The sequence below is a fragment of the Acidovorax sp. 107 genome, assembly GCF_003058055.1.
In the GTDB taxonomy this organism is placed as follows: domain Bacteria; phylum Pseudomonadota; class Gammaproteobacteria; order Burkholderiales; family Burkholderiaceae_C; genus Acidovorax.
In genome coordinates this window covers 3,589,623-3,615,370 of sequence record NZ_QBTZ01000001.1, presented here as the reverse complement: position 1 = coordinate 3,615,370, position 25,748 = coordinate 3,589,623, and the positions used below count along the sequence as shown (strand labels likewise).

The window sequence follows — 25,748 nt, the reverse complement described above, 5'->3', positions numbered from 1 at the left end:
CGTGCGCCTGCCAGTTCCCCGCTCGCTTCACCCCCATGGAAGCCTGACATGCCGTTGCTCACCCTTTCCCAAGAACAGCTCTACGAGCTGAACGATGCCGCCAATGAGGTTCTGGAACGCATGCTGCGCGACGGCCAGGACGCCGCCGAAATCAAGCTGGGCGCGCTGCCCAATCTTTGGGCTGCATTGAAGGCCGTTCGCCTCGCCCTGCTGGGCACCCTGGACACGCCAGGCATGAATGAGCTGGAGCCCCGCGTTTTGGCGGCCATCGCCAGCCCCAAACGAAAGGCCTGAGGCATGAGCACGACCGCCGCGCCCCCTTCGCCTTTCATCGCCACGGCCACCCTTCCCAACGGCGTTTGCAAGCGCTTCCGCTTGCTGCAGTGCTTCGATGGCTATGTGGCCGTCTGGCGCGCTGCCGGTTTTCTCCTGACATGGCAAGACCCCCGCACGGTTTTCATCACACGCAGCGGGCTGGACGCAGGGCCACAGCGCCCCGCCGCAGACCCAGCCCAGGTCACCCCATCAACACCTCACACAGAGGCTCTGAATCATGGTCAAACTCGATTTGGGCGTTGCCAAGCTCGATTGGTACGTGCTCTCCAACCCTTCGGCCAACACCGGCCCTTTCTCGTTCTCTATCGACCACGAGGGCATCTTCCTGTTCATCAAGCCCGTGCAGCTCGCGCTGCTGTGGCCCTGGGTGAAGGTATGAGCCAGAAGCCCGCACAGCCCACCTTCGCCTGGTGGACCACCCCCACCACCCGCGCATTGCATCGCGCGCCCACACAGCCCGCCACGGGCCTGCATCGCCGTCCATTTTCTGGCGCAAAGGCCGCACCCCAACGACCACAGGAGGCCACCCGTGCAACGGCACAAATTTTCCCCTTCACGGGCAGTAACACCCCGTATGAGTCTCATGAGTGAGACAGCAGCCAGCGAAGCGCAGCAGCTCATGGGACTCGATACGGTACGGATCAAAAGCCCTTACATGGCCCGCAACATCGTGGACAAGGTCAAAGCCCAGGGACAGAGCTACTGCCAGGTGCTCAACGAAACCGGGGAGCTGCTGTGGGAGGTCACCCGCACCAACCTCAAGGGCTCCTACGACTCACGCATCATGGTCAAACCCATGTACGAGGACTGCCAGAAGTCCAAGAGCGGCAAGCCCGAATGGCACCCTAGCCCGCCCTATCTGATCGTCGAGTGCTCAGTCCCCAAGGCCATGCACGGCCAGAACGTCTATGGGGTGATCGAGGACATGCAAACAGCCTGCGAGAACGTGCGCACGCTGCTGCAGCAGCTCATGGGCATTGAACTGCCTCACACCGGCAATTGGACCGTGCAGCGTGTGGACTGGGCCGAGTCTTTCCAGTTGCCCTACCAGGCGGTGCAGGAGTTCTTCGAGGGCATCTACCACGTGGCCTTCCCGCGCCGGAAGATGCAGAAATACGGCAACGAGTCGATCTTCGTGCCGGGCACCACCACAACGATCAAGCTGTACCACAAGGGGCCCGAGTTCCAGAAGAACGACCGCAAGCGCCTGGCCTGGGTGCTGCGCAACTTCTTTCAGGAAAACAAGCCGCGCGACGCCGCCCCAGATTGGGCCCAACGGCAGGCATATCGCAAGGTTGCGGCCATCCAGCGCCTTGCAAACAACCGCCTGCGCGCCGAGGTGGAAGTCCATGCAGAAAAGCTGGACTACGACTTCGGCCACAAGCCCAAGGTGCGCGAGGTCACCACCGACTATCTGCAAGCCGTCTTCGACAAGGAAATTGCCCGCCTGATGCGTGAGGGTCGTGATGGTGTGAACGTGGTCCGTTCCAGCCTGGCAGTGCGGGATCGCGTAGAAGCCCTTCACTCACCGGAGCTGGCCGCCCGCTTGCACGGTTTCTGGCTGGGTCTTGCCACCCATGGCGAAGAAGACATGAAGAAGCGCGTCACTCGACCGACCTTCTACCGCCTTCGCAAACACCTCGAAGAAGCGGGCGTGTCCTGGCTCGCCACCGACATGCAACTCATTGAGCGTCAGGGGCAAATGCTGCCCGCTGATTTCTCCCCCGTTCGTGCAAACGCCAGGCGCTGTACCAGCCTGGTGCGCGAAAGACCCGCCTTCGACTACCGAAGCGGACTACTCCAACTGGCCGCGTAAGGCCATCTTCCCCAAGGAAATCATCATGAGCGAAACCGTTCTCGTATTGCGTGCCGACCGGTACGAATTCACCAGCGAAAAAACCGGCGAAATCATCAAGGGCGCCAACGTCTATTTCATCAGCGACACCCAGGTCGAGACACCCAACGCGGTAGGCGACAAGCCGATGAAGGTTGCCATCAGCGACGAGGTGTTCAACGACATCAAGCACTACGGCGCCCCGGCCATCTACGACATCACGACCAAGACCAGGCCGGGAAAAGATGGCACAGCCACTGTGACGCTGGTGAAAGCCAAGTTCCAGCAGCCATTCAAGCTGCCCGAGTCGGAATAAAAAAAGCGCTCACGTGCAGCAACACATGAGCGCCCACCAAACCACAAAACCCTATCCGTGATCGGCCCTGGCAGCTTACCCCATGTAGGCCACCAGCGGCCACGAAACGAGGTTTCCCATGTTCTTCCACGCACCCAAAGACATCTACGGGCCCGAGCTGCTGCGCATGTTCATTGATGAGCTGGGGGGAGTCCAGCGCGTTCGCAAGCACCTGGGCGTCACGGAACGCACTGTTTATCGGTGGCTGTCTGAAGGCAGGCCCCCGCGCGCTGCTGTACTGGCTCTCTTCTGGGAGTCGCAATACGGCCGCTCCCAAATTTTCACTGAGCAGGTGAACGAAATCCGCCTGCTGTACCGGCAGGTCTGCATCCTGCAGGACCAGTACCAGAAGGCCAAAGACATCATCACGGGGCTTCGTGCCATGCATGCGGGCTCAGCCAATGAACCACTTTTTGAAGAGCTGCCCGACCTCGGCCACCAGCAGCCTCCAACCTTCGATGCCGATGCCGCACTGCCTTTGCCTCTCGAAGCCTCTGCGCCCATCCAGAACGCGCCCCCCGCACCCGTTTCGCCACGCGCCACACAGGCCATGCAGGCATTGGAACGCACGCGCGCTGCTGCTCGCCGCTGAGGGGGGGACCGTGGACTCGCCGCTCTTTCTCACCGCCGATGAACTCAGCACGCTCACCGGGTTCAAGACCCCAAAAAGGCAAGTGGAGTGGCTGCGCACCAAGGGCTGGCGTTTCGAGATCAACGGCAATCGTCAGGCCATCGTGGCCCGCAAATACGCAGAAAAGATGCTGGGTTGCGGGGCTCCCGAGGAACAGAGCTACCAGCCCAATTTCAGGGCGCTGCAGGGGGCGTAATGGGTCGGCGTAGGCAATCCAACTTTGATGATCCCCCGCGCTTTCACCGCAAGGGCAACGTCTGGTATCACGTCAGCGGCACCTTGCCCCGCGTGTGGACCAAACTCTCCAACGACCGCGCCGAAGCTCTGCGCCTCTGGGCACAGCGTGAAGGGGTGCGGGAAGACGAATCGACCCGGCTTTTTTCAGTGGTGGCCAGGCGGTACGTGCGCGAGGTGTTCTCCACCAAGAGCGTGCAGACCAGGCGCGACAACGACAAGGAACTTGCCAACCTGCTGCGCGTGTTCGGCCACATGCCAATCGAGGCCATCGCCCCCATGCACATCCGCCAGTACATGGACCTGCGCGGCCAGGTGGCAAAGGTGCGCGCCAACCGCGAGAAGGCCCTGTTCTCGCACATCTTCAACAAGGCCAGGGAATGGGGTTTCACCACCGCGCAGAACCCCTGCCAGGGCGTGAAGGGCTTCAAGGAAACTGGGCGCTCTCGCTATGTCACCGACGAGGAATTCGACCGCGTGCGGGCCAACGCGCATTGCACTGTGGTGGACGCCATGGACATTGCCCTGCTCACCGGCCAGCGCCCCGCCGATGTGCTCAAGATCAAGGGCACCGACATTCGGGACGGCGCCTTGTGGATCGTGCAGAACAAGACCGGAGCACGCCTGGGCATCGAGATAACGGGCGAGCTGGCCGCCGTGATCGAACGCATCAACCAGCGGCCCCGGAAGGCCATCAGCGCGTTTCTGATTCAGGACGAGAACGGCCAGCCGCTCAGCCAGGGGGCGCTGCGCTCGCGCTTTGACAAGGCGCGCACGCTGGCGAAGGTGGATTTTCAGTTCCGGGATATCCGGGCGAAGGCTGCGACCGACACGGGCGACCTTGCACACTCGCAGAAGCTGCTGGCGCACAAGAATCGGGAGATGACAGAGCACTATGTGAAAAGTCGAGTGGGAGAGCGCGTAAGACCCCTCCGGTAGCTACCCTCTTGGTTGGATACGTGCAGATCACGCTCAGGGGAACTTCGTTTAATTCGATTGATTCGAATAATGCGAATATGCATAAAATGACTCAAAGTCTTTTCTGAGCACCCCAAGGAGAACCAAATGAAAGCGCCAGACCTGCTTGATCCAGTAGTGAGCGAAGAGGACGCGGAAATGGCCAAGGTGGCCTATCGCTGCCTCACTACAGCCCTAGATCACTCGAATGCGCCACGCATCGTGCTGGTCGATGAGGGCGGCAAAGAGACAGACGCACCGGCGCTGGTGCTTCCTCCACAGGCCCTGCGATTTTTCGCCGAAGTTCTGAAGAGAATGGCCCAGCAGCAGCCCATCGTCCTCATGCCTCAAAGGCACGAGCTGACAACCCAAGAGGCAGCAGCCTTCCTCAACGTCTCGCGCCCCTTCGTCATCAAGGAGATTGAGGCCGGTCGATTGAAGTGCCACAAGGTCAATCGGCATCGGCGCATTGAGTACGCTGAACTCCAGCGTTACAAAGCTGAGCAACGGACGAACACCGCTGCCGCTCTTCAAGAGCTGACAGACCTGTCAGAAGACCTAGGAATGGAATTTTGAATGGCAGGCTCAGCACGTTACACGGCGATCTTGGATGCCAACACGCTGTATCCGACTCTCGTTCGTGATCTCTTGCTCAGCCTAGCTGCAGCGGGCCTGTATCACGCCCGATGGACCGATGCGATTCATGAAGAATGGACGCGCAACCTGGCCCAAGACAAACCGGAGTACGCAAGCAAATTACCAGCCATCGTGGCCGCGATGAACCGAGCGATCCCAGATTGTTTGGTCCAGAACTATCAGCCCCTCGTGGGCTGTATCACGCTGCCTGATCCTAAGGATCAACACGTCTTGGCTGCAGCGATCGCGGGCCATGCCGATGCAATTGTCACGTTCAACACCAAGGACTTCCCTCTATCGGTCTTGGCCCCTCACGGCATTGAGGTTCAGCACCCGGACGACTTCGTGATGAACCAGCTCCAGCTCCAAGAATTGAGCGCCCTCGAAGCCATCAAGATGATGCGTGCGCGCTGGAAAAACCCTCCGCGCTCCGCCGACGAACTGATTGAGGCGTTGGAGAAAAGGATGATGCCGCTCTCTGCGGCTCACCTGCGCGAGGCACAAGGCTTGATCTAGAGCCCATCCCAATTCCGCTTTTTGTAGAAATGCGCGCGGAAATGTAGAAACGCCCCAGAACCCTTTCGGGCGCTGGGGCGCATGCTTACTGGTGGCCTGGGGCGGAATCGAACCACCGACACAAGGATTTTCAATCCTCTGCTCTACCGACTGAGCTACCGGGCCTGAGCCTCAAATTATAGCCAGAAAAATCAGCGCTTCCGGCCAAAGGCACAAATTAATTGTTCAGCCGCGCTTGCCGCGCCCCAGGTCCACGCCCAGCTGACGCAGCTTGCGGTACAGGTGGGTACGTTCCAGGCCGGTCTTTTCGGCCACGCGGGTCATGGAGCCGCCTTCGCGGGCCAGGTGGAACTCAAAGTAAGCCTTCTCAAAACCGTCGCGCGCTTCGCGCAAGGGGCGGTCCAGGTCGAAGCCCTGGTGGGCGTGCGGGCCGGGGTCCACCCCGGCCATCACCGCCGAAACGGCAGGCAGCTGCGAGAAGGTCGGGTCGGCCGGCGCGCTAGCGGGCGCGGCCACGGCAGCCACGGGCGCAGCCTGGTGGGCGGCGTTGCGGGCAAGACCCTGCTCCACGGCCTTGAGCAGCTTTTGCAGGGTGATGGGCTTTTCGAGGAACGAGAAGGCGCCGATGCGCGTGGCCTCTACCGCCGTGTCGATGGTGGCGTGGCCACTCATCATGATGACCGGCATGGTCAGCACGCCGGCGGTGGCCCATTCCTTGAGCAAAGAGACGCCATCGGTATCGGGCATCCAGATGTCCAGCAGCACCAGGTCATAGGCGTTGCCCGCCCGGGCCGCTCGGGCCTGGGTGGCGTTTTCTGCGAGGTCTACGCTGTGACCTTCATCGTTCAGGATTTCCGACAGCAGGTCACGAATGCCGAGCTCATCATCGACCACCAGAATGTTTGCCATGTGTGTTGAAGCGCCTTGGGGGTACTGCGGGGCGGTGTTGTTATGACGCCACCGCTGGTTCAGGGGCGAATGATAACGACACTTGGGCGCCGCGGACCACGCCGTCTTCGGTACGGTTGGACAGTTCGATGCGCGCGCCGTGCTCATCTGCGATCTTTTTGACCACGGCCAAACCCAGGCCGGTGCCTCGCGGTTTGGTGGTGACATAGGGCTCGAAAGCGCGCTGCAGGATGTGCGACGGAAAGCCCCCGCCACTGTCCGATACCGTGAGCCGGACGCGGCGTGACGATTCGCTCCAGCGGGTGCTGATGCGCACCGGCGGCACCGGCTCGGAAGCCCCGGCGCGGGCCTGCTCGGTGGAGTCCTGGGCGTTCTGCAGCAGGTTGTGCACGACCTGCCGCAACTGCTGCGCATCGCCCGCAATCCAGGGGCAACGCGGGTCCAGCTCGGCTTCTACAGGCACGGTGGCGTTTTCTGCGCCATATAAATGAAGCACGTCGGCGACCAGTGCGTTGAGGTCCAGCGCATGCAGTTCTGCAGCGGGCAGACGGGCGTAATCGCGGAACTCGTTGACCAGCCGCTTCATTGCATCGACTTGATCGACGATGGTCTTGACGGACTTGGCGAGGATGGCTTGCTCCGCGTCTGGCAGCTTGCCCGAGAGCTTCATTTCAAGCCGCTCGGCGGAGAGCTGGATAGGGGTCAGCGGGTTCTTGATTTCGTGCGCCAGCCGGCGCGCCACCTCGCCCCAAGCCTGCGCGCGCTGGGCGGAAACGATCTCCGAAATGTCGTCAAAAACCAACAGTCGGGTGGCATCGGGCAGCTCGGCCCCCCGCGCGACCAGGCTGGTAGCGTGCTGTCCGGCGCCGCCGGAGGAGGCATGCAGCTCAAACGGCTGCTGCCAATGGTCTAGGCCATGGCGTTCATGGTCCCCCAGAAACGCATCGAAATGGCCTTGGACGGACGCGGCAAACTCGGCAAGCCCAGGCACTTCGGACAATGGCCGCCCCTCGTACGCAGCCATGGGGGCGCGCAGGATGCGGGTAGCGCCCGGATTGGACGAGCGGATCAGTCCCTGCGCGTCCAGCACGATGACGCCCGCCGTGAGGTTGTCCAGGATGGTCTGCAGGTTGGCGCGCGAGGCATCGACCTCGCCCATGCTCTGCTCCACCGCCTGGCGCGCGTCTGCCAGTTGCTGCGTCATCAATGCAAACGAGCGCGTGAGGCCGCCCAGCTCGTCCTTGCTCTGCAGCGCGGCCTTGGGGCTCAGGTTGCCAGCCGCCACCTCGCGCACCCCTTCGGCGAGCACCAGCAGGGGCCGCGCCAGCTGGTTGCCCAGCAGCACGGCCAACAAGACGGCTCCGAACACGGCCAGGAACAGGCTCAGCGTGAGCGTGCCCACATACATGCGCCGCAGCCCGCCCCGGGCGAGCGCACGCTCCTGGTATTCGCGGTTGGCTTCCTGCACGGCGATGGCATTGGCCACCAGAGCCGGCGGCAGGGGCAAGGTGGCCTGCAGATAGCGCGGCTCCATCAACAGGCCCACGCTGGGGCTGCTGACCAGCGCCAACACTTTGACCCGCGCGTTCTGCGCGGATGCAGGGTCGGCAATGTCGTCCAACCCTTCAATCTGCGCCGTGGCGCGCTGCTGGCGCGCGGTGCGCAGCGAGGCGGCGCCCGGCCGCTCCGGGTTGAGGCTGAACCGCGACTGCCCCGCGCTGGCCACTGCCTGGCCGGACGCGTTCCAGAGCACCACGTCGGTCGCGCCCAGCTGGTCGCGAATGCGCTCCAGCACCAGGCCCGCAGCGGCATCGGGCACCTGAGCCACCTGGGTGCTGGCATTGCGGGTTTTGGCCGCCATGTCCGTGGCCAGCGAATCGAGCGACACACGGGCCAGGTTGACACCCGCGGACAGCGCCCCCTCCACCTTCACGTCGAACCAGCTTTCGATGGAGCGCGTGACGAACTGGTAAGACACCACATAGATCAGCAGCCCCGGCATCAGCCCCACCAGCGCAAAAATGGCTGCCAGCTTGACGAGCAGGCGGCTGCCAAAGCGCCCCTTGCGCAAGCGCAAGCCCAGGCGCACCGCCACCCAGCCCAGCACCAGCAGCAGCAGCAACGCCACAAACACGTTGACGCCAAACAGCCAGGCGTAGTTGCGCTCGTACAGCACGCGATTGTTGGTGGCCAGCGTCAGCAAGAACAGCAGCACCAAGCCGATGGCCGACATGATGGCCGCGCCGACGCCCACGGCCCAGCGCACTGCGCGGGACTGGCGGGCCGTGGCGTGGGTCGATGCCGAAACGCCGGTGGATGGGGGGGAAGTGCTCACTTGGCGGGTTCTGCGCCCAAGCGCTGGCTGCGGGAGACCAGCAGATTCCAGCCCGACCGGCCGACTGCGCCGATCTGGAAGGGTCGCGGCAGTTGGGACATGTCCAGGCGGAAGCGGAAGTTCACCGTATGCACAGCATCAGACTCGATCACATCGCGTTCAGCGATCTTCCAGCGTGAAAACCGCTGAATAGCCGAAAGGGCATCGGCATAGTTGTCAAAGTTTTGACCCAGCACGACCCCCAGGCCGCTGTTGGTAAAGGGTGTCGAAGAGATGTTCAGGCGCCACCGGCGGGTGAGCGGCTGGTAGCTCAGGCGGAAGTATCTTGTGGTCTCGGCCACCTGCCGGTCCGACCAGTACCAGCGGTCACGCAGTACCTGAGCATCGGCCACGAAGAACATGGGAATGCCTTTTTGCAGGGCGTCCTCGGCCAGATCGGGGAGTTCAAACTGCAGGGTGGCACTCAGATACAGGCCGTCATCACCGCGGTCCAGCCGCAGGTCGCCAACTTCGGTGGAAGCGGCTTGCGCGGCCGAGGCCTGTGGCGCCAGGCAGAACATGCCCACCCAAAGGAGCCACATGCACACACACACGAGCAACCAATGGGCCCTACCGGGCTCATTGCGCCGATTTTTGCAACAGTGCGTAAAAAAAGCCGTCGTGGTCACCGCTCAGATTGTCCGGGACAGCCCCGCCCTTGTCCGTGTTGCCGGGAATTAAATGGCCCGGCGAAGGCAGCAATTGCGCATCGGTGTTGTGTGCAAGAAACGTTTGCACCTGGGCATCGCCCTCGGCCCGGAAGACGGAGCAAGTGCAATACAGCAGGCGCCCGCCGGGACGCAACAGCGGCCACAGGGCCTTGAGCAGGGCAGCCTGCAGGGCAGCCAGCTGGGCGATGTCGGACTCCCGGCGCAGCCAGCGCACGTCCGGGTGGCGCCGCACGATGCCGGACGCTGTGCACGGTGCGTCGAGCAGGATGGCGTCGAACAACGCACCGCCACACTGCGACTGCCACCAGTCTTGCGGGCGCGCGGCATCGGCCACCAAAACCTGGGCCGTCAGCCCCAGCCGCTGCAAGGTTTCACCAATACGCGCGCTACGCGTGGCATCGATCTCCAGTGCCGTGACCTGCAGGGGAGACTGCGGCCCTGCCATCTCCAGCAGGTGCGCCGTCTTGCCGCCGGGGGCGGCACAGGCGTCGAGCACTCGCAGGGGCTGGCTCAGGTCCAGCCCTTGGAGCAGCAAAGGAGCTGCCTGTTGGGCGGCGGCGTCTTGCACCGACACCCAGCCCTCAGCAAAGTGTGGCAGCGACTGCACGGGCACCGCCTGGCGTAGGGCGACGCCGTGCTGGCCCACCGCGATTGCTCCCAAAACAATAGCATTCAAGGCAGACAGATACTGCACTACCGTGCACTTTTGTTCATTAACCCGCAACACCATGGGTGCGTGGGCATTGTTGGCCTGCAGGATCTGCTCCCAATGCTGGGGGTGGTCCTTGCGCAGGCGCTGCACCCACCATGCCGGGTGATTCCAGCGCGCCACGGGGTCGTTGTCGGTGGCAGCCACCAGGGCGTCGCGCTCGCGCAGAAAGCGGCGCAGGCAGCCGTTGATGAACGAAGCCTGCGCGCGTGTGCCCGGGTGGTGCTTGGCTGCCTCCACCGCCTGGTTCACCAGAGTGAAGGGCTCATAGGGCGAGGCCTGCGGGTCCCAGCAAAGCGCCAGTGCACTGCACAGCAGGGCATCGGCGGCGGGTGCGGGAGCGCGGGCGGCCAGCTGTCGGCGCAGGGCCTCGGCCCGCCCAGCCTGGCGCAGTACCTGAAACAGCAGGGCCTGCACGCCAGGGCGCAAGGCCGTGTCCACCGCCGCCAGCGCTGCCGTGCCCGATTGCCCACCCCGGATCGCCTGCAAGGCGCCCGCCACCGCCGTCAGCAAGCGCCAAAGGGGAACGGGCGTGGCACCCGACGAGGGCGCTGCACCCGGCGGAACCGCAGCAAAACCCGCTCGCAGAGACGGGCCGGAGCCTGCGCGCACAGGGCGTGGCGCATTGCCACCCGCATGGCGGGAGCGATTGTGGGGAGGTGAAGTCATCGTGATACTGAAAACGGGTTACAGCGCACGCGCCGCCTTGAAGCCGAACACCCAAGCCAGCAGGCGGGCCGGGAACTGGGCAATGGCAGCGTTGTACTGCACCACGGCCTCATTGAACACGCGAATCGCCTGCTCGTTCTGGACGGCATGCTCCTCCCAGCGAACCTGCCACACGGACAGCACCACAGGCGCAGTCGTCGGGGCTACGTCGGTATCGTCCCCCAAAGCCAGCGGCGCTGGCTGCGCAGGGTCGGCCAGCAGCTTCTGCAAGGCCGTGGCCCAAGTCGCACGGAGCACCTCACGGGCAGCCGCCAACGCGGCCACCGCATCGCCCTGCAATGGGCGGGCGCGTGCCACAGCCAGCGATGCACTGAGTTGCGTCACGGCACCCTGCAGCGCGGCCAGCTCTTGCGCACCCCCATCGGCCAGCAGGCTGCCGCGCTGTACCGTCTGCGCCGCCCCGAACTCGCCGAGCAAGGCCACCAGCCGCACCATGTGCGCGTCAAAACTGCCGAACGACTGAACAACGGCCGAGCGCAGGCGCATCAGACGGTTGTAGGCCCCCAGGGCCCAGAACAGAAAGACGGCAAAAGCAATCCAGAAAAGGGGCGATGACCACAACATGCGCAGTTGCCAAAGCAGGTGCGGCTACACCCGTTTCGGCCCGAAAAGCAGAAGATTGAAACAAACGACGGGCAGTGAAAAGACACACGCCCATCAAAAACGCCCCCGGCCTGCCTGGGACAGGACGGGGGCGCTGTGGCGACCGCAGCAGGGCCTGAGCAGGCCTTGCTGTTTTCTATCAGTCTGCCGCTGCGTCGGTGGCAGTGACGCTGCCACTGTCCACATCCGAGGCGTCCGACTGGGCTGCCATTTCGGCGGCTTCGGCTTCGGCGATGGCGCGGCGCTCGGCGTCGTCCATGGCGTCCTTGGCCTTGCGTGCTTGGTGGTAGGCCAGACCCGTACCGGCGGGGATCAAGCGGCCCACGATCACGTTTTCCTTCAGGCCACGCAACTCGTCGCGCTTGCCCATGATGGCAGCCTCGGTGAGCACGCGGGTCGTTTCCTGGAAGGAAGCGGCCGAGATGAACGAGTCGGTGGACAACGATGCCTTCGTGATACCCAGCAGCAGGTTGCTGTAGGTCGCGGGGATCTTGCCCTCGGCCTGCAGAGCCTCGTTGGTGTTGAGGATCTCGGAGCGCTCGACTTGCTCGCCGGCAATGTAGTTCGACTCGCCAACGTTCTCGACCACGACGCGGCGCAGCATCTGGCGAACGATCACCTCGATGTGCTTGTCGTTGATCTTCACGCCTTGCAAGCGGTACACGTCCTGCACTTCATCAACGATGTAGCGCGACAGCTCCTCGATACCCAGCAAACGCAGGATGTCTTGTGGGTCGGCCGGGCCGTCCACAATCGATTCGCCCTTGTTCACCACCTGGCCTTCGTGCACCAGGATGTTCTTTTCCTTGGGCACGAGCTCTTCGAACACGCGACCTTCTGGGTCGGTGATCTGCAGGCGCACCTTGCCCTTGGTTTCCTTGCCGAACGAGACGGTACCGGTCATCTCGGCCAGCGTGCCCTTGTCCTTGGGCGTACGGGCTTCAAACAGCTCGGCAACGCGGGGCAGACCGCCGGTAATGTCGCGGGTCTTCTGGCCTTCGACCGGAATACGCGCCAGCACTTCGCCAGGGCCCACGTCCTGGCCGTCACGCACCTGGATCAGGGCGCCGACCTGGAAGCCGATGGTCACCGAGTGGTCAGTGCCAGGGATCTTCACTTCGTTGCCCTGGGCGTCGATCAGCTTCACCTGAGGACGAACGACCTTGGCGGCACCGCGGCGCTTCGGATCGATCACCACCAGCGTGGACAGGCCGGTCACTTCATCGACCTGCTTGGCCACCGTCAGGCCTTCTTCGACGTTTTCGAACTTGGTCTGACCGGCGAACTCGGTGATGATGGGTCGGGTCAGCGGATCCCAGTTGGCCAGGATCGTGCCGGCCTTGATCTGCTGGTCGGCCTTCACCGTCAGCGTCGCGCCGTAAGGCACCTTGTGGCGCTCGCGCTCGCGGCCATGCTCGTCCTGGATGATGATTTCACCCGAACGCGCAATCACCACCAGCTCGCCCTTGGTGTTGCTCACGTAGCGCATCGTGGCGTTGAAGCCGATCACGCCGTTGGACTTGGCTTCCACGCTCGAAGCGATGGCAGCACGCGAAGCGGCACCACCGATGTGGAACGTACGCATGGTCAGCTGCGTGCCGGGTTCGCCGATGGACTGGGCGGCGATCACACCCACGGCTTCGCCGAGGTTGATCAGGCCACCGCGGCCCAAGTCGCGGCCGTAGCACTTGGCGCACAGGCCGTAGCGGGTTTCGCAGGTCAGGGCCGTGCGCACCTTCACTTCGTCCACGCCGGCAGCTTCCAGCTCTTCGATCAGGTCTTCGTCCAGCATCACGCCGGCTTCGACCAGCACCGCGCGGTTTTCGGGGTGCAGCACGTCTTCAGCCGCCGTACGGCCCAGGATACGTTCGCGCAGCGACTCGATCACTTCACCGCCTTCGACGATGGCGCGCATCAGCGAACCATTGGAAGTGCCGCAATCCTCTTCGGTCACGACCAAGTCCTGCGTCACGTCGACCAGACGGCGGGTCAGGTAACCGGAGTTAGCGGTCTTCAGCGCCGTGTCGGCCAGACCCTTACGGGCACCGTGGGTGGAGATGAAGTACTCCAGCACGTTCAGACCTTCGCGGAAGTTCGCGGTAATGGGTGTCTCGATGATCGAGCCGTCTGGCTTGGCCATCAGACCCCGCATACCGGCCACCTGACGGATCTGGGCAGCAGAGCCGCGGGCACCGGAGTCGGCCATCATGTAGATGGAGTTGAAGGACTCCTGGTCCACTTCCTTGCCGTGGCGGTCCATGACCTTCTGCTTGGACAGCTGGGCCATCATCACCTTGGACACTTCGTCGCCGGCCTTGCCCCAGATATCCACCACCTTGTTGTAGCGCTCGCCAGACGTCACCAGACCGGACACATATTGCTGTTCGATCTCTTTGACTTCCTTCTCGGAGCGCTCAATGATGCCGGCCTTTTGCGGCGGCACCAGCATGTCGTCGATGGCGATCGAGATACCGGCGCGCGTGGCCAAACGGAAGCCGTTTTGCAGCAGCTTGTCGGCAAACACCACCGTCTCCTTCAGACCGCATTTGCGGAAGGACACGTTGATCAGGCGCGAGATTTCCTTCTTCTTGAGCGCCTTGTTCATGTTGGAAAACGGCAGGCCCTTTGGCAGGATCTCGGACAACAATGCACGGCCCACAGTGGTTTCCACCAGCGAGGTCGAAGGCACGAATTCGCCCGTTTCCTTGTTCTTGGTCCACTCGGTCATGCGCACCGTGATCTTGGCAGCCAGTTCGACCTGGCCAGCGTCCAAGGCACGCTGCACTTCACCGGTGTCAGCAAACACCAGGCCTTCACCCTTGCCGTTGATGCGGTCACGGGTGGCGTAGTACAGGCCCAGCACCACGTCCTGCGAAGGAACGATGGAGGGTTCGCCCGACGCGGGGAACAGCACGTTGTTGGAGGCCAGCATCAGCGTGCGGGCTTCCATCTGCGCTTCCACCGACAGCGGTACGTGGACAGCCATCTGGTCACCGTCGAAGTCGGCGTTGAAGGCCGCGCAAACGAGCGGGTGCAGCTGGATGGCCTTACCTTCGATCAGGATGGGCTCGAACGCCTGGATACCCAAACGGTGCAGCGTAGGCGCACGGTTCAGCATCACGGGGTGTTCCTTGATGACCTCTTCCAGGATGTCCCACACCACGGGGGTGCCGGATTCGACTTCCTTCTTGGCAGCCTTGATCGTCGTCGCGATGCCCATGGCTTCGAGGCGCGAGAAAATGAAGGGCTTGAACAGCTCCAGGGCCATCAGCTTGGGCAGACCGCACTGGTGCAGCTTGAGCGTTGGGCCCACGGTGATCACGGAACGACCGGAGTAGTCCACGCGCTTGCCCAGCAAGTTCTGGCGGAAACGGCCCGACTTGCCCTTGATCATGTCGGCCAGGGACTTCAGAGCGCGCTTGTTGGCGCCCGTCATGGCCTTGCCACGGCGGCCGTTGTCCAGCAACGAGTCCACGGCTTCCTGCAGCATCCGCTTTTCGTTGCGGGCGATGATTTCAGGGGCCTTCAGCTCCAGCAGACGGCGCAGACGGCTGTTGCGGTTGATGACGCGGCGGTACAGGTCGTTCAGGTCGGACGTGGCGAAACGGCCGCCGTCCAGCGGCACCAGCGGACGCAGGTCCGGGGGCAGCACGGGCAGTACTTCCAGCACCATCCACTCGGGCTTGATGCCCGACTTCTTGAACGCTTCGAGCACCTTCAGGCGCTTGGCGTTCTTCTTGACCTTGACTTCGGAGCCGGTCAAGTCACCGCGCAGGCGCTCGATCGACAGGTCGATGTCGATGGATTCGAGCAGGTCCTTGATGCCTTCGGCGCCCATCTTGGCGATGAATTCGTCGCCGTATTCCTTGCGCTTGGCGTCGTAGTCGTCCTCGGACATGATGCTGAACTTCTTCAGCGGGGTCATGCCAGGGTCGGTCACCACGTAGGCTTCAAAGTACAGCACGCGTTCGATGTCGCGCAGCGTCATGTCCAGCACCAGGCCCAGACGCGAAGGCAGGGACTTCAGGAACCAGATGTGGGCGCAAGGCGCGGCCAGGTCGATGTGGCCCATGCGCTCGCGGCGCACCTTGGTCTGCGTGACTTCAACGCCGCACTTTTCGCAGATCACGCCACGGTGCTTGAGGCGCTTGTACTTGCCGCACAGGCATTCGTAGTCCTTGATGGGACCAAAAATCTTGGCGCAGAACAGGCCGTCGCGCTCGGGCTTGAACGTGCGGTAGTTGATGGTTTCAGGCTTCTTCACTTCACCGAAAGACCACGAACGGATCTTTTCGGGCGAAGCCATGCCGATGCGGATGGCGTCGAAGTGCTCATCCGGCGTGAATTGCTTGAACAGGTCGAGTAGCGATTTCATAGTGACTCTTTCCTTTTCTGCTTAGGAGCGTTCCAGCTCGATGTCCAGGCCCAGCGAACGGATTTCCTTGACCAGCACGTTGAACGATTCCGGCATGCCGGCTTCGATGGCGTGTTCGCCCTTGACGATGGACTCGTACACCTTGGTACGGCCCACCACGTCGTCGGACTTCACGGTCAGCATTTCCTGCAGCACGTAGGCGGCGCCGTAAGCTTCCAGCGCCCACACTTCCATTTCCCCGAAACGCTGGCCACCGAACTGCGCCTTACCACCCAGCGGCTGCTGCGTGACGAGCGAGTAAGGACCGGTCGAGCGCGCGTGCATCTTGTCGTCCACCAAGTGGTGCAGCTTCAGGTAGTGCATGTAGCCGATGGTGGTCGGGCGCTCGAAGCGCTCGCCCGTGCGGCCATCAAACAGGTAAGCCTGCGTGCGGGTCGGTGTCAGGCCCTTGCGCTCAGCGATGTCGTCCGGGTAGGCGATCTTGAGCATGTCCTTGATTTCTTCTTCCGAAGCACCGTCGAACACGGGGGTGGCGTAAGGCACGCCGCTCGTCAGGTTCTCCGCCATGGCCATCAGGTCGTCGTCGCTCAGTTGCGACAGATCTTCCTTGCGGCCACGCGAGTTGTACACCTCTTCGAGGAAGGTACGCAGCTCGGACGCCTTGGCCTGCTCTTGCAGCATGTTGCCAATGCGCTGACCAATGCCCTTGCCGGCCCAGCCCAGGTGGACTTCCAGCACCTGACCAATGTTCATCCGCGAGGGCACGCCCAGCGGGTTCAGAACGATGTCGGCAGGGGTACCGTCGGCCATGTAAGGCATGTCTTCGACCGGAACGATCTTGGACACCACACCCTTGTTACCGTGGCGGCCGGCCATCTTGTCGCCAGGCTGCAGGCGGCGCTTGACGGCCAAGTACACCTTGACCATCTTGAGCACGCCAGCTGGCAGCTCGTCGCCCTGCGTGAGCTTCTTGCGCTTTTCTTCAAAAGCCAGATCGAAGCTGTGGCGGGTTTGCTCCAGCGCGTTCTTGATGGATTCGAGCTGGGTAGCGACTTCGTCTTCCGCAGGGCGGATGTCGAACCAGTGGAACTTCTCGACGGAAGCCAGATAGGCCTTGTCGATCTTGGTGCCCTTGGCCAGCTTCTGCGGGCCGCCATTGGCCACGCGGCCGGTCAACAGCTTCTCGATACGGTCGAAAGCGTCGGCTTCCACGATGCGCAGCTGGTCGTTCAGGTCCAGGCGGAAGCGCTTGAGTTCATCGTCGATGATCTGCTGGGCGCGCTTGTCGCGCTGGATGCCTTCGCGGGTGAACACCTGCACGTCGATCACGGTGCCCGACGAGCCTTGGTCCACACGCAGCGAGGTGTCCTTCACGTCGGAAGCCTTCTCACCGAAGATGGCGCGCAGCAGCTTCTCTTCAGGCGTGAGTGTGGTTTCGCCCTTGGGCGTGACCTTGCCGACCAGCGTGTCGCCAGGCTGCACTTCGGCGCCGACGTAGATGATGCCGGACTCGTCCAGGCGGTTCAGCTGCTGTTCCGACAGGTTCGGAATGTCGCGTGTGATTTCTTCGGCACCCAGTTTGGTGTCGCGGGCCATCACAACCAACTCTTCGATGTGGATCGAGGTGTAGCGGTCTTCGGACACCACGCGTTCGGAGATCAAGATCGAGTCTTCGAAGTTGTAGCCGTTCCAGGGCATGAACGCGATCAGCATGTTCTGGCCGATGGCGATTTCGCCAAAGTCCGTCGATGCGCCGTCAGCCACCACGTCGCCCTTCACCAGCTTGTCGCCCTTCTGGACGATGGGACGTTGATGGATGTTGGTGTTCTGATTGGAACGTTGGTACTTGATGAGGTTGTAGATGTCCACACCCACTTCACCGGCCACAGCTTCGTCATCGTTCACGCGCACCACGATGCGGGTGGCGTCAACGTAGTCCACGATGCCGCCGCGGGTTGCGGTGACCACGGTGCCCGAGTCCACAGCCGCCACGCGCTCGATGCCCGTGCCAACCAATGGCTTTTCAGGACGCAGCACAGGCACAGCCTGGCGCGACATGTTGGCGCCCATCAACGCGCGGTTCGCATCGTCGTGCTCCAGGAACGGCACCAGCGAGGCCGCCACCGACACGATCTGTGCCGGCGACACATCCATGTACTGCACGCGGTCTGCACCACACAGGATGGATTCACCCTTTTCACGGGCAGAAACCAAGTCCCCTGTCAGGCGACCGTCCTTGTCGAGCTGCGCATTGGCCTGCGCAATCACGTACTTGCCTTCTTCGATGGCCGAGAGGTAGTCGATGTCGTTGGTCACCTTGCCATCGACCACGCGGCGGTACGGCGTTTCGATGAAACCGTACTCGTTCAGACGGGCATACAGGGCCAGCGAGTTGATCAGACCAATGTTCGGGCCTTCAGGCGTTTCGATAGGGCAGACGCGACCGTAGTGGGTCACGTGCACGTCACGCACTTCAAAGCCTGCGCGTTCGCGGGTCAGACCACCAGGGCCGAGGGCAGACACACGGCGCTTGTGCGTGATTTCCGCCAGCGGGTTGGTCTGGTCCATGAACTGCGACAGCTGCGAGGCACCGAAGAATTCCTTCAGGGCAGCCGAGATCGGCTTGCTGTTGATCAGGTCGTGGGGCATCAGGGGCTCTTGCTCAGCCTGGCCCAGACGCTCCTTCACGGCCTTTTCGATACGTGCCAGACCGGTGCGGTACTGGTTTTCGGCCAGCTCGCCCACGCAGCGCACGCGACGGTTACCCAGGTGGTCGATGTCATCGACCTCGCCATTGCCGTTGCGCAGATCCACCAGGATCTTGACCACGGCCAGGATGTCTTCATTGGACAGCACCATGGGACCGGTGGATTCGTCGCGGCCGATCTTGGCGTTGAACTTCATGCGGCCCACGCGCGACAGGTCGTACGTGTCGGGGTTGTAGAACAGGCGCTGGAACAGGGCCTGTACAGCGTCTTCGGTTGGCGGCTCGCCGGGGCGCATCATGCGGTAGATGGCCACGCGGGCGGCGAATTCGTCCACCGTTTCGTCGATACGCAGGGTTTGCGAGATGTACGCGCCCTGGTCGAGTTCGTTCGTGTAGATGACCTGCAGGTCTTGCACGGCGGCAGAACGCAGCTTCTTGAGCAGCGCTTCAGTCAGCTCTTCATTGGCCTTGGCAATGATTTCACCGGTATCGGCGTCCACAATGTTGCGAGCCACCACGCGGCCGATCAGGAAGTCTTCGGGCACGCTGATGTGCGTGGTACCGGACTGTTCCAGTTCGCGGGTGTGGCGGGCCGTGACGCGCTTGTCCTTGGCCACGACGACCTTGCCAGACTTGTCGGTGATGTCGAAACGGGCCACTTCACCGCGCAGACGCTCGGAAACAAATTCCATCTGCGCACCGCTGTCCATCAGGCGGAAATTGTCGTTGACGAAGAAGTTCGCCAAGATGGACTCTGGGTTCAGGCCGATGGCCTTGAGCAGGATCGTGACCGGCATCTTGCGGCGACGGTCCACGCGGAAGTACAGGATGTCCTTGGGATCGAATTCGAAGTCGAGCCAAGAGCCACGGTAGGGAATGATACGTGCCGAGAACAGCAGCTTGCCCGAGCTATGGGTCTTGCCCTTGTCGTGTTCAAAGAACACGCCGGGAGAACGGTGCAGCTGCGAGACGATCACACGCTCGGTGCCATTGATGATGAACGAGCCCTTGTCGGTCATCAGGGGCACCTCGCCCATGTAGACCTCTTGCTCCTTCACCTCCTTGACCACCTTGGACTGCGACGTGGAAGACTCGCGGTCATAGATGATCAGCTGCACCTTGGCGCGCACGGCCGAGGCGAACGTCAGACCGCGGGTCTGGCACTCACGCACGTCAAAAGCCGGTTTGGCTAGGTTGTACTCGATGAACTTCATCTCCACAAAACCGTTGTGGGAGACGATGGGGAAGGCAGCGTCGAATGCAGCCTGAAGGCCTTCGATGGTTCTTTTCTGGGGCGCTGTATCTGCCTGCAGGAAAGCGGTGTATGCGTCCTTCTGCATCTGCAGCAGATAAGGAACTTCGAGCACGCTATCGCGGGTGCCGAAACTTTTGCGAATTCGCTTGCGTTCGGTGTAGGAATAGGCCATGAGATCTCCGGGCAAAGACATGAGTCCTGGGTCTTCGACGACTGACCCGCAAGGAGCATGGTCCTTTACGGGCTTGGCGGTTGGCCACTACCAACCATGGCGGACGGTGATGCGTTGCACATCACCCGAACCAAGGCGTCTTCTGCTGTCGGGATTGACAGAAGACACTCGCAAGCCCCACCAGGGGACGGAGCTTGCGGGTGCGCTCTGAAAGCACCAAAGGCTGGAGGCCCTTTGAGGAGCACTCCAGCCCTTGAGCAAGACCGAATTACTTGAGTTCGGCCTTGGCGCCGGCTTCCACCAGCTTCTTGACGGCTGCTTCGGCGTCGGCCTTGGCAATGCCTTCCTTGACGTTCTTGGGAGCGCCGTCCACCAGGTCCTTGGCTTCCTTGAGGCCCAGGCCGGTGATTTCGCGCACTGCCTTGATGACGGACACCTTGTTGGCGCCGGCTTCGGTCAGCACCACGTTGAATTCCGTCTTTTCTTCAGCAGCAGCTGCACCGCCGCCGCCGCCGCCGGCAGCTGGAGCGGCCATAGCGGCAGCGCTCACGCCAAACTTCTCTTCAATGGCCTTCACCAGGTCATTGAGTTCCAGAACCGTCATGCTGTCCAGAGCGGTCAAAAATGCGTCTTTATCGAATGCCATTTTTATTTCCTAACAATTTTGTTGGTTATCTATCGGGCAATCAAGCCGCGACAGGTTCGGCGGCCGGTGCGGCTGCGCCTTCGCCTTTTTTCGCCGCCAGCGCGCCCAGCACAACGGCCGTACGCGACATGGGGGACATAAGCAAGCCACAAATCTGTGCCAACAGAACTTCCTTGGAAGGAATGTTGGCCAGTTGCTTAACGCCGTTGACATCCAGGGCTTTGCCACCGAAAGCGCCACCGCGAATCACCAGCTTGTCGTTGGTTTTCGCGAAATCGGCCACCACCTTGGCGGCGGCCACAGCGTCTTCGGAGAAGCCATAGATCAGCGGACCAGTCATCTGGTCAGCCACCACGTCAAACGCGCTACCTGCAACAGCACGGCGAGCCAGGGTGTTCTTCAGAACACTCAGGGTCACGCCCTTGCTGCGAGCATCCACACGCAGTTTGGTCATGTCGGCGACCGTGATGCCACGGTATTCCGCGATCACAAGCGTTTGAGCTTTAGCGGCGAGGCTGGTCACTTCACTGATGACCGCTTCTTTCTCACTGCGATTAAGACTCAAGGTCTACTCCTTAAATTGCGCATTCGGGTTCGCACCCTCCTGCGCGCTCTTGTTGCAGCGACCAACTGTTTCGGAACGAATTCCATCTGCAGCGGGATCGCCATCTGCGTTGGCCCCGGGAGGGGATTAAGTGCGGCGAACCGCACACCAACGGTCTTGGATGGCCCGGGGACGGATGTTGTACCGCCTCCAGCCCACCACATCGGGCCCTTTGACAGACCCGAAGATTTTTATCGCAATTACGCTGCGATGGATTGGGTATCCACGCGGACGCCGACGCCCATCGTGGAAGACACAGCGACCTTGCGCAGATACAGGCCCTTGCTCGAAGCAGGCTTGGCCTTGTTCAGGGCATCAATCAGTGCTGCCAGATTGCCTTGGAGCTTTTCGTTGTCAAACGAGCGGCGACCAATGGTGCTGTGGACGATGCCGGCCTTGTCTACGCGGAACTGCACTTGACCAGCCTTGGCGTTCTTCACTGCCGTGGCCACATCAGGAGTCACCGTGCCCACCTTGGGGTTAGGCATCAGGCCACGGGGGCCCAGGATCTGACCCAGGGTACCGACGACGCGCATTGCGTCGGGGGCAGCAATCACCACGTCGAAGGGCATGTCGCCAGCCTTCACCATGGCAGCCAGGTCGTCCATGCCAACGATGTCAGCACCAGCGGCCTTGGCTTCTTCTGCCTTGGCGCCTTGCGCAAACACAGCCACTCGGGTTGTCTTGCCAGTGCCATTGGGCAGCACAACGGCGCCGCGCACCACTTGGTCCGACTTCTTGGCATCAATGCCCAGCTGCACTGCCACGTCGATGGATTCATCGAACTTGGCCGTTGCGGCTTCTTTCACCAGCGCCACTGCGTCTGCGAAGGCGTACAGCTTGGTGCTGTCAACCTTACCCTGCAGGGCCTTTTGCTTTTTCGTCAACTTGGCCATTTACAAACCCTCCACCGTCACGCCCATCGAGCGTGCGGAACCAGCCAGCGTACGGACAGCGGCGTCAACGTTCGCGGCGTTCATGTCCTTCATCTTGGTCTTTGCGATCTCTTCGAGCTGCTCGCGCGTGATCTTGCCAACCTTGATCTTCAGGGCATTGGAAGAACCCTTTTCGAGCTTGATGGCCTTCTTGATCAAAGTCGTCGCGGGCGGCGTCTTGATGATGAAGGTAAAGCTCTTGTCTGCGAACGCCGTGATGACCACCGGCAGTGGCAGGCCTGGCTCCACACCTTGGGTCTGCGCATTGAATGCCTTGCAGAACTCCATGATGTTGAGGCCACGCTGACCCAGTGCTGGGCCGATGGGTGGGGATGGATTGGCTTTACCAGCTGGAACTTGCAGCTTGATAAAACCGACGATTTTTTTCGCCATGCTTTACTCCTGACGGGTCATAACGCTTGTGTTGCATCCTGCAACCACCAGCTCCCCGGGGTTAACGACTCACTGTGACGATGTCCGCACCGAGTCGAAAAGTGCGGCATCCAAAAAATTTACCCCGACCATTGAAGCTGGCCAGGATTGCATCAGCAGACCTACGTTTTTTCGACCTGCCCGAACTCCAGTTCCACTGGGGTCGAGCGACCGAAGATCATCACGGAGACGCGTACGCGGCTCTTTTCGTAGTTGACTTCTTCGACAGAACCATTGAAGTCGGTGAAAGGACCTTCCTTGACGCGGACCAACTCACCCACCATGAACTCGATCTTGTGGCGAGGCTTGTCTGTACCTTCCTGCATCTGGCTGACGATCTTTTGCACTTCGTCTTCCGAGATGGGCGCGGGGCGGTTCTTGGCACCACCGACAAAACCAGTCACTTTGTTGGTGTGCTTCACCAAGTGCCAGGTATCGTCGTCCATCACCATTTCAACGAACACATAACCAGGGAACAAACGACGTTCCGTCGTCTTGCGCTGGCCGTTCTTCATTTCGACGACCTCTTCGGTAGGCACCAGAATGCGACCGAACTTGTCTTGCATGCCCGAACGACCGATGCGCTCCTGGATGTTGCGCTCGACCGCCTTTTCCATGCCCGAATAGGCATGGACAATGTACCAGCGCAGATCCGGATTGGCCGAGGCAGAAGCGCCTGCAGGAGCCTGTGCTCCCGTAATTTCCGCAGCGGTCGTCATGACTTTCTCCAACCCAAAATCAAGTCGTACAAAACCCACTCCAGCGTCTTGTCAGTGAACCACAGGAAAAGCGCCATGATCACCACGAAGGCGAACACATACGCTGTCATCTGCAAGGTCTCTTTGCGCGTGGGCCAGACCACCTTTTTGACTTCGCGCCATGCATCTTTGGCAAACGCGACGAACTGGCGCCCAGACTCGGACACAAGAAACACTGCCGCTGCCGCTACCAGCCCGACAATCAGTGCCGCCCATTGCACGACAGCACCCTGCTTGCTCAACAAATAAAAGCCCGCAACGGATGCAATGACCAAAGCCACCACAGCTGCGAGCTTGGCCTTGTCTGCGCCGGTATTGACAGTTTCAACCTGTGAAGTGGCCATCTTTGAGTATTTCCTGCTTCCGAGTCACGGCATCACTTAAGACACCGAAGCCCGCCAGGGTCTGGCGGGCTTGTTGGGGGCCACATTCAAGTGGCAGGGGCAGTAGGAATCGAACCTACAACCTTCGGTTTTGGAGACCGACGCTCTGCCAATTGAGCTATACCCCTGTATACCTTGCTTGATTAAGCAATGATCTTGGCCACGACGCCAGCGCCCACGGTACGGCCGCCTTCGCGGATAGCGAAGCGCAGACCTTCTTCCATGGCGATGGGGTTGATCAGCTTCACAGTGATCGACACGTTGTCACCAGGCATGACCATTTCCTTGTCGGCTGGCAGCTCGATGGCGCCAGTCACGTCGGTCGTGCGGAAGTAGAACTGGGGACGGTAGTTGTTGAAGAAAGGAGTGTGGCGGCCGCCTTCGTCCTTGCTCAGCACATACACCTCAGCCGTGAAGTGGGTGTGGGGCTTGATCGAGCCGGGCTTGCACAGCACTTGGCCGCGTTCCACGTCTTCACGCTTGGTGCCGCGCAGCAGCAGGCCGACGTTGTCGCCAGCTTGGCCTTGATCCAGCAGCTTGCGGAACATTTCCACGCCGGTGCAGATGGTCTTTTGCGTGTCGCGGATACCCACGATTTCGATTTCTTCGCCGACCTTGATGATGCCGCGTTCCACGCGACCGGTCACCACGGTACCACGGCCGGAGATGGAGAACACGTCTTCCACGGGCATCAGGAAGGCACCGTCCACAGCGCGCTCTGGCGTGGGGATGTAGGTGTCCAGGGCTTCGGCCAGCTTCATGATGGCTTCTTCACCCAGCTTGCCCTTGTCGCCTTCCAGGGCGAGCTTGGCAGAACCACGGATGATGGGGGTGTCGTCGCCTGGGAAGTCGTACTTGTCTAGGAGTTCGCGCACTTCCATTTCGACGAGTTCCAGCAGTTCTTCGTCGTCCACCATGTCGCACTTGTTCAGGAACACGATGATGTAAGGCACGCCCACTTGACGGGCCAGCAGGATGTGTTCGCGGGTCTGGGGCATGGGGCCGTCAGCGGCCGAGCACACCAGGATAGCGCCGTCCATCTGGGCAGCGCCGGTGATCATGTTCTTCACATAGTCGGCGTGGCCGGGGCAGTCCACGTGGGCGTAGTGGCGGTTGGCCGTTTCGTATTCCACGTGAGCGGTGTTGATCGTGATACCGCGGGCCTTTTCTTCGGGCGCAGCGTCGATCTGGTCGTAGGCCTTGGCTTCGCCGCCGAACTTGGCGGACAGCACCGTGGCAATCGCTGCCGTCAGCGTCGTCTTGCCATGGTCCACGTGGCCGATCGTGCCCACGTTGACGTGGGGCTTGGTCCGCTCGAACTTTCCTTTTGCCATTTTTCCGACTCCGAAAAAAATCTATATCAACACAACAGGATCTCGGCGCAACCAGAACCGGACGCACCAGAAAGTGGTGCCCATGGCGGGAATCGGACCCGCGACCTCTCCCTTACCAAGGGAGTGCTCTACCACTGAGCCACATGGGCAATTGACACCGCTTGCGCAGCACCAAAAATTTCTACTCAACAAACCAGCACAACAAACAATGGAGCGGGAGACGGGAATCGAACCCGCGTCATTAGCTTGGAAGGCTAGGGTTCTACCATTGAACTACTCCCGCGCAGACCATCGGTCTTTGCGAACTTGACTTTGCAATCACAAATCAAGCATCACTCTCAACACTGCTCACTCACTGGTGGAGGGGACTGGATTCGAACCAGTGTAGGCGTAAGCCAACAGATTTACAGTCTGCCCCCTTTAGCCACTCGGGCACCCCTCCGGAGAATTTCGAATTATAGCACCAAATTTTCGCGCATTCAGAAAATTAGCGTTTTTGGCGCCCATCACAAACACGGACAGCGTTTGCGACTGCATGCATCATGGTGCGGCTGGCGGGGATCGAACCCACGACCCTTGGCTTCGGAGGCCAATACTCTATCCACTGAGCTACAGCCGCATACCTCTGATCAACACAGCCTTTCATTATTGCA

Annotated in this window: 23 protein-coding genes and 6 tRNA genes; 9 read left to right on the top strand and 20 right to left on the bottom strand. The window is 61.4% G+C overall.

Going from position 1 to position 25,748, the window contains the following annotated elements:
* Positions 1-48 precede the first annotated feature (48 nt).
* From C8C99_RS16915 to C8C99_RS16885, 9 genes are all read left to right on the top strand, one after another.
* Positions 49-294, top strand: a complete 246-nt coding sequence (locus C8C99_RS16915) for a hypothetical protein (protein ID WP_056641863.1) — start codon at positions 49-51, stop codon at positions 292-294.
* A 259-nt stretch (positions 295-553) separates the two neighbouring features.
* Positions 554-715 (top strand): hypothetical protein, encoded by a 162-nt coding sequence (locus C8C99_RS23950; RefSeq protein WP_156391387.1) that lies wholly within the window; start codon positions 554-556, stop codon positions 713-715.
* 204 nt (positions 716-919) lie between these two features.
* Positions 920-2,152 carry a phage/plasmid replication protein, II/X family gene (locus tag C8C99_RS16910; RefSeq protein ID WP_158274174.1) on the top strand — a complete coding sequence of 411 codons (1,233 nt, stop codon included), beginning with the start codon at positions 920-922 and terminating at the stop codon, positions 2,150-2,152.
* Between the two features lie 25 nt (positions 2,153-2,177).
* Positions 2,178-2,486, top strand: a complete 309-nt coding sequence (locus C8C99_RS16905) for a hypothetical protein (protein ID WP_056165032.1) — start codon at positions 2,178-2,180, stop codon at positions 2,484-2,486.
* 118 nt (positions 2,487-2,604) lie between these two features.
* Positions 2,605-3,117, top strand: coding sequence for a hypothetical protein (locus C8C99_RS23945; RefSeq protein WP_158274173.1), 513 nt, complete (start codon positions 2,605-2,607; stop codon positions 3,115-3,117).
* Between the two features lie 10 nt (positions 3,118-3,127).
* Positions 3,128-3,352, top strand: coding sequence for a DUF4224 domain-containing protein (locus tag C8C99_RS23940; protein WP_056641853.1), 225 nt, complete (start codon positions 3,128-3,130; stop codon positions 3,350-3,352).
* Complete coding sequence (locus C8C99_RS24230) at positions 3,352-4,329, top strand: tyrosine-type recombinase/integrase (RefSeq protein WP_108626367.1); 978 nt, start codon at positions 3,352-3,354, stop codon at positions 4,327-4,329. The genes C8C99_RS23940 and C8C99_RS24230 overlap by 1 nt, the downstream gene beginning before the upstream one ends.
* A gap of 126 nt (positions 4,330-4,455) precedes the next feature.
* Entirely contained in the window at positions 4,456-4,923 is a 468-nt protein-coding gene (locus C8C99_RS16890) for a helix-turn-helix domain-containing protein (protein WP_108626366.1), read from the top strand.
* The gene (locus tag C8C99_RS16885; RefSeq protein ID WP_108626365.1) at positions 4,924-5,499 is read left to right on the top strand and encodes a PIN domain-containing protein; all 576 of its coding nucleotides are present in this window, start codon (positions 4,924-4,926) and stop codon (positions 5,497-5,499) included.
* Between the two features lie 89 nt (positions 5,500-5,588).
* Here C8C99_RS16885 and C8C99_RS16880 read toward each other — a convergent pair.
* The 20 genes from C8C99_RS16880 to C8C99_RS16785 all read right to left on the bottom strand — a co-directional run bounded on the left by C8C99_RS16880 (position 5,589) and on the right by C8C99_RS16785 (position 25,714).
* Positions 5,589-5,664, bottom strand: a tRNA-Phe gene (locus C8C99_RS16880).
* A gap of 60 nt (positions 5,665-5,724) precedes the next feature.
* Complete coding sequence (locus tag C8C99_RS16875; protein ID WP_056641843.1) at positions 5,725-6,408, bottom strand: response regulator; 684 nt, start codon at positions 6,406-6,408, stop codon at positions 5,725-5,727.
* A 40-nt stretch (positions 6,409-6,448) separates the two neighbouring features.
* Positions 6,449-8,743, bottom strand: a complete 2,295-nt coding sequence (locus C8C99_RS16870) for an ATP-binding protein (protein WP_108626364.1) — start codon at positions 8,741-8,743, stop codon at positions 6,449-6,451.
* Positions 8,740-9,324: a DUF4390 domain-containing protein gene (locus tag C8C99_RS16865; protein WP_056642011.1), complete on the bottom strand. Its 585-nt coding sequence runs from the start codon at positions 9,322-9,324 to the stop codon at positions 8,740-8,742. Before C8C99_RS16865 ends, C8C99_RS16870 begins: the two co-directional genes overlap by 4 nt.
* Before the next feature lie 37 nt (positions 9,325-9,361).
* Positions 9,362-10,831: a 16S rRNA (cytosine(967)-C(5))-methyltransferase RsmB gene (rsmB, locus tag C8C99_RS16860; RefSeq protein ID WP_233247249.1), complete on the bottom strand. Its 1,470-nt coding sequence runs from the start codon at positions 10,829-10,831 to the stop codon at positions 9,362-9,364.
* A gap of 18 nt (positions 10,832-10,849) precedes the next feature.
* Positions 10,850-11,455, bottom strand: coding sequence for a LemA family protein (locus C8C99_RS16855; protein ID WP_082576816.1), 606 nt, complete (start codon positions 11,453-11,455; stop codon positions 10,850-10,852).
* Between the two features lie 178 nt (positions 11,456-11,633).
* A complete protein-coding gene (gene rpoC, locus C8C99_RS16850) occupies positions 11,634-15,869 on the bottom strand; it encodes a DNA-directed RNA polymerase subunit beta' (protein ID WP_056641833.1) in 4,236 nt (1,411 codons plus the stop codon).
* A gap of 21 nt (positions 15,870-15,890) precedes the next feature.
* Positions 15,891-20,003: a DNA-directed RNA polymerase subunit beta gene (gene rpoB, locus C8C99_RS16845; protein WP_056641830.1), complete on the bottom strand. Its 4,113-nt coding sequence runs from the start codon at positions 20,001-20,003 to the stop codon at positions 15,891-15,893.
* 268 nt (positions 20,004-20,271) lie between these two features.
* Complete coding sequence (rplL, locus tag C8C99_RS16840) at positions 20,272-20,649, bottom strand: 50S ribosomal protein L7/L12 (protein ID WP_056641827.1); 378 nt, start codon at positions 20,647-20,649, stop codon at positions 20,272-20,274.
* 40 nt (positions 20,650-20,689) lie between these two features.
* Positions 20,690-21,214: a 50S ribosomal protein L10 gene (gene rplJ / locus C8C99_RS16835; protein WP_007850048.1), complete on the bottom strand. Its 525-nt coding sequence runs from the start codon at positions 21,212-21,214 to the stop codon at positions 20,690-20,692.
* A 239-nt stretch (positions 21,215-21,453) separates the two neighbouring features.
* Positions 21,454-22,149, bottom strand: a complete 696-nt coding sequence (gene rplA, locus C8C99_RS16830; protein WP_056059944.1) for a 50S ribosomal protein L1 — start codon at positions 22,147-22,149, stop codon at positions 21,454-21,456.
* Entirely contained in the window at positions 22,150-22,581 is a 432-nt protein-coding gene (gene rplK, locus C8C99_RS16825; RefSeq protein WP_056641824.1) for a 50S ribosomal protein L11, read from the bottom strand.
* Positions 22,582-22,742: 161 nt separating this feature from the next.
* Positions 22,743-23,339, bottom strand: a complete 597-nt coding sequence (gene nusG / locus C8C99_RS16820; RefSeq protein WP_015012231.1) for a transcription termination/antitermination protein NusG — start codon at positions 23,337-23,339, stop codon at positions 22,743-22,745.
* Positions 23,336-23,722 carry a preprotein translocase subunit SecE gene (gene secE / locus C8C99_RS16815; RefSeq protein WP_056641821.1) on the bottom strand — a complete coding sequence of 129 codons (387 nt, stop codon included), beginning with the start codon at positions 23,720-23,722 and terminating at the stop codon, positions 23,336-23,338. The genes nusG and secE overlap by 4 nt, the downstream gene beginning before the upstream one ends.
* 91 nt (positions 23,723-23,813) lie before the next feature.
* Positions 23,814-23,889, bottom strand: a tRNA-Trp gene (locus C8C99_RS16810).
* A gap of 15 nt (positions 23,890-23,904) precedes the next feature.
* Entirely contained in the window at positions 23,905-25,095 is a 1,191-nt protein-coding gene (gene tuf, locus C8C99_RS16805) for an elongation factor Tu (RefSeq protein WP_056642984.1), read from the bottom strand.
* A gap of 74 nt (positions 25,096-25,169) precedes the next feature.
* A tRNA-Thr gene (locus C8C99_RS16800) sits at positions 25,170-25,244 on the bottom strand.
* A 60-nt stretch (positions 25,245-25,304) separates the two neighbouring features.
* Positions 25,305-25,378 (bottom strand) — tRNA-Gly (locus C8C99_RS16795).
* A 73-nt stretch (positions 25,379-25,451) separates the two neighbouring features.
* Positions 25,452-25,537, bottom strand: a tRNA-Tyr gene (locus tag C8C99_RS16790).
* Positions 25,538-25,638: 101 nt separating this feature from the next.
* Positions 25,639-25,714, bottom strand: a tRNA-Arg gene (locus C8C99_RS16785).
* Positions 25,715-25,748 lie beyond the last annotated feature (34 nt).

What these genes read in the sequence shown, in the direction of transcription:
- C8C99_RS16915 (WP_056641863.1), top strand. Translation starts at nt 49, where the DNA reads ATGCCGTTGCTCACCCTTTCCCAAGAACAGCTCTACGAGCTGAACGAT.
- C8C99_RS23950 (WP_156391387.1), top strand. Translation starts at nt 554, where the DNA reads ATGGTCAAACTCGATTTGGGCGTTGCCAAGCTCGATTGGTACGTGCTC.
- C8C99_RS16910 (WP_158274174.1), top strand. Translation starts at nt 920, where the DNA reads ATGAGTGAGACAGCAGCCAGCGAAGCGCAGCAGCTCATGGGACTCGAT.
- C8C99_RS16905 (WP_056165032.1), top strand. Translation starts at nt 2,178, where the DNA reads ATGAGCGAAACCGTTCTCGTATTGCGTGCCGACCGGTACGAATTCACC.
- C8C99_RS23945 (WP_158274173.1), top strand. Translation starts at nt 2,605, where the DNA reads ATGTTCTTCCACGCACCCAAAGACATCTACGGGCCCGAGCTGCTGCGC.
- C8C99_RS24230 (WP_108626367.1), top strand. Translation starts at nt 3,352, where the DNA reads ATGGGTCGGCGTAGGCAATCCAACTTTGATGATCCCCCGCGCTTTCAC.
- C8C99_RS16890 (WP_108626366.1), top strand. Translation starts at nt 4,456, where the DNA reads ATGAAAGCGCCAGACCTGCTTGATCCAGTAGTGAGCGAAGAGGACGCG.
- C8C99_RS16885 (WP_108626365.1), top strand. Translation starts at nt 4,924, where the DNA reads ATGGCAGGCTCAGCACGTTACACGGCGATCTTGGATGCCAACACGCTG.
- C8C99_RS16875 (WP_056641843.1), bottom strand. Translation starts at nt 6,408, where the DNA reads ATGGCAAACATTCTGGTGGTCGATGATGAGCTCGGCATTCGTGACCTG.
- C8C99_RS16865 (WP_056642011.1), bottom strand. Translation starts at nt 9,324, where the DNA reads ATGTGGCTCCTTTGGGTGGGCATGTTCTGCCTGGCGCCACAGGCCTCG.
- rsmB (WP_233247249.1), bottom strand. Translation starts at nt 10,831, where the DNA reads ATGACTTCACCTCCCCACAATCGCTCCCGCCATGCGGGTGGCAATGCG.
- C8C99_RS16855 (WP_082576816.1), bottom strand. Translation starts at nt 11,455, where the DNA reads ATGTTGTGGTCATCGCCCCTTTTCTGGATTGCTTTTGCCGTCTTTCTG.
- rpoC (WP_056641833.1), bottom strand. Translation starts at nt 15,869, where the DNA reads ATGAAATCGCTACTCGACCTGTTCAAGCAATTCACGCCGGATGAGCAC.
- rpoB (WP_056641830.1), bottom strand. Translation starts at nt 20,003, where the DNA reads ATGGCCTATTCCTACACCGAACGCAAGCGAATTCGCAAAAGTTTCGGC.
- rplL (WP_056641827.1), bottom strand. Translation starts at nt 20,649, where the DNA reads ATGGCATTCGATAAAGACGCATTTTTGACCGCTCTGGACAGCATGACG.
- rplA (WP_056059944.1), bottom strand. Translation starts at nt 22,149, where the DNA reads ATGGCCAAGTTGACGAAAAAGCAAAAGGCCCTGCAGGGTAAGGTTGAC.
- rplK (WP_056641824.1), bottom strand. Translation starts at nt 22,581, where the DNA reads ATGGCGAAAAAAATCGTCGGTTTTATCAAGCTGCAAGTTCCAGCTGGT.
- nusG (WP_015012231.1), bottom strand. Translation starts at nt 23,339, where the DNA reads ATGACGACCGCTGCGGAAATTACGGGAGCACAGGCTCCTGCAGGCGCT.
- secE (WP_056641821.1), bottom strand. Translation starts at nt 23,722, where the DNA reads ATGGCCACTTCACAGGTTGAAACTGTCAATACCGGCGCAGACAAGGCC.
- tuf (WP_056642984.1), bottom strand. Translation starts at nt 25,095, where the DNA reads ATGGCAAAAGGAAAGTTCGAGCGGACCAAGCCCCACGTCAACGTGGGC.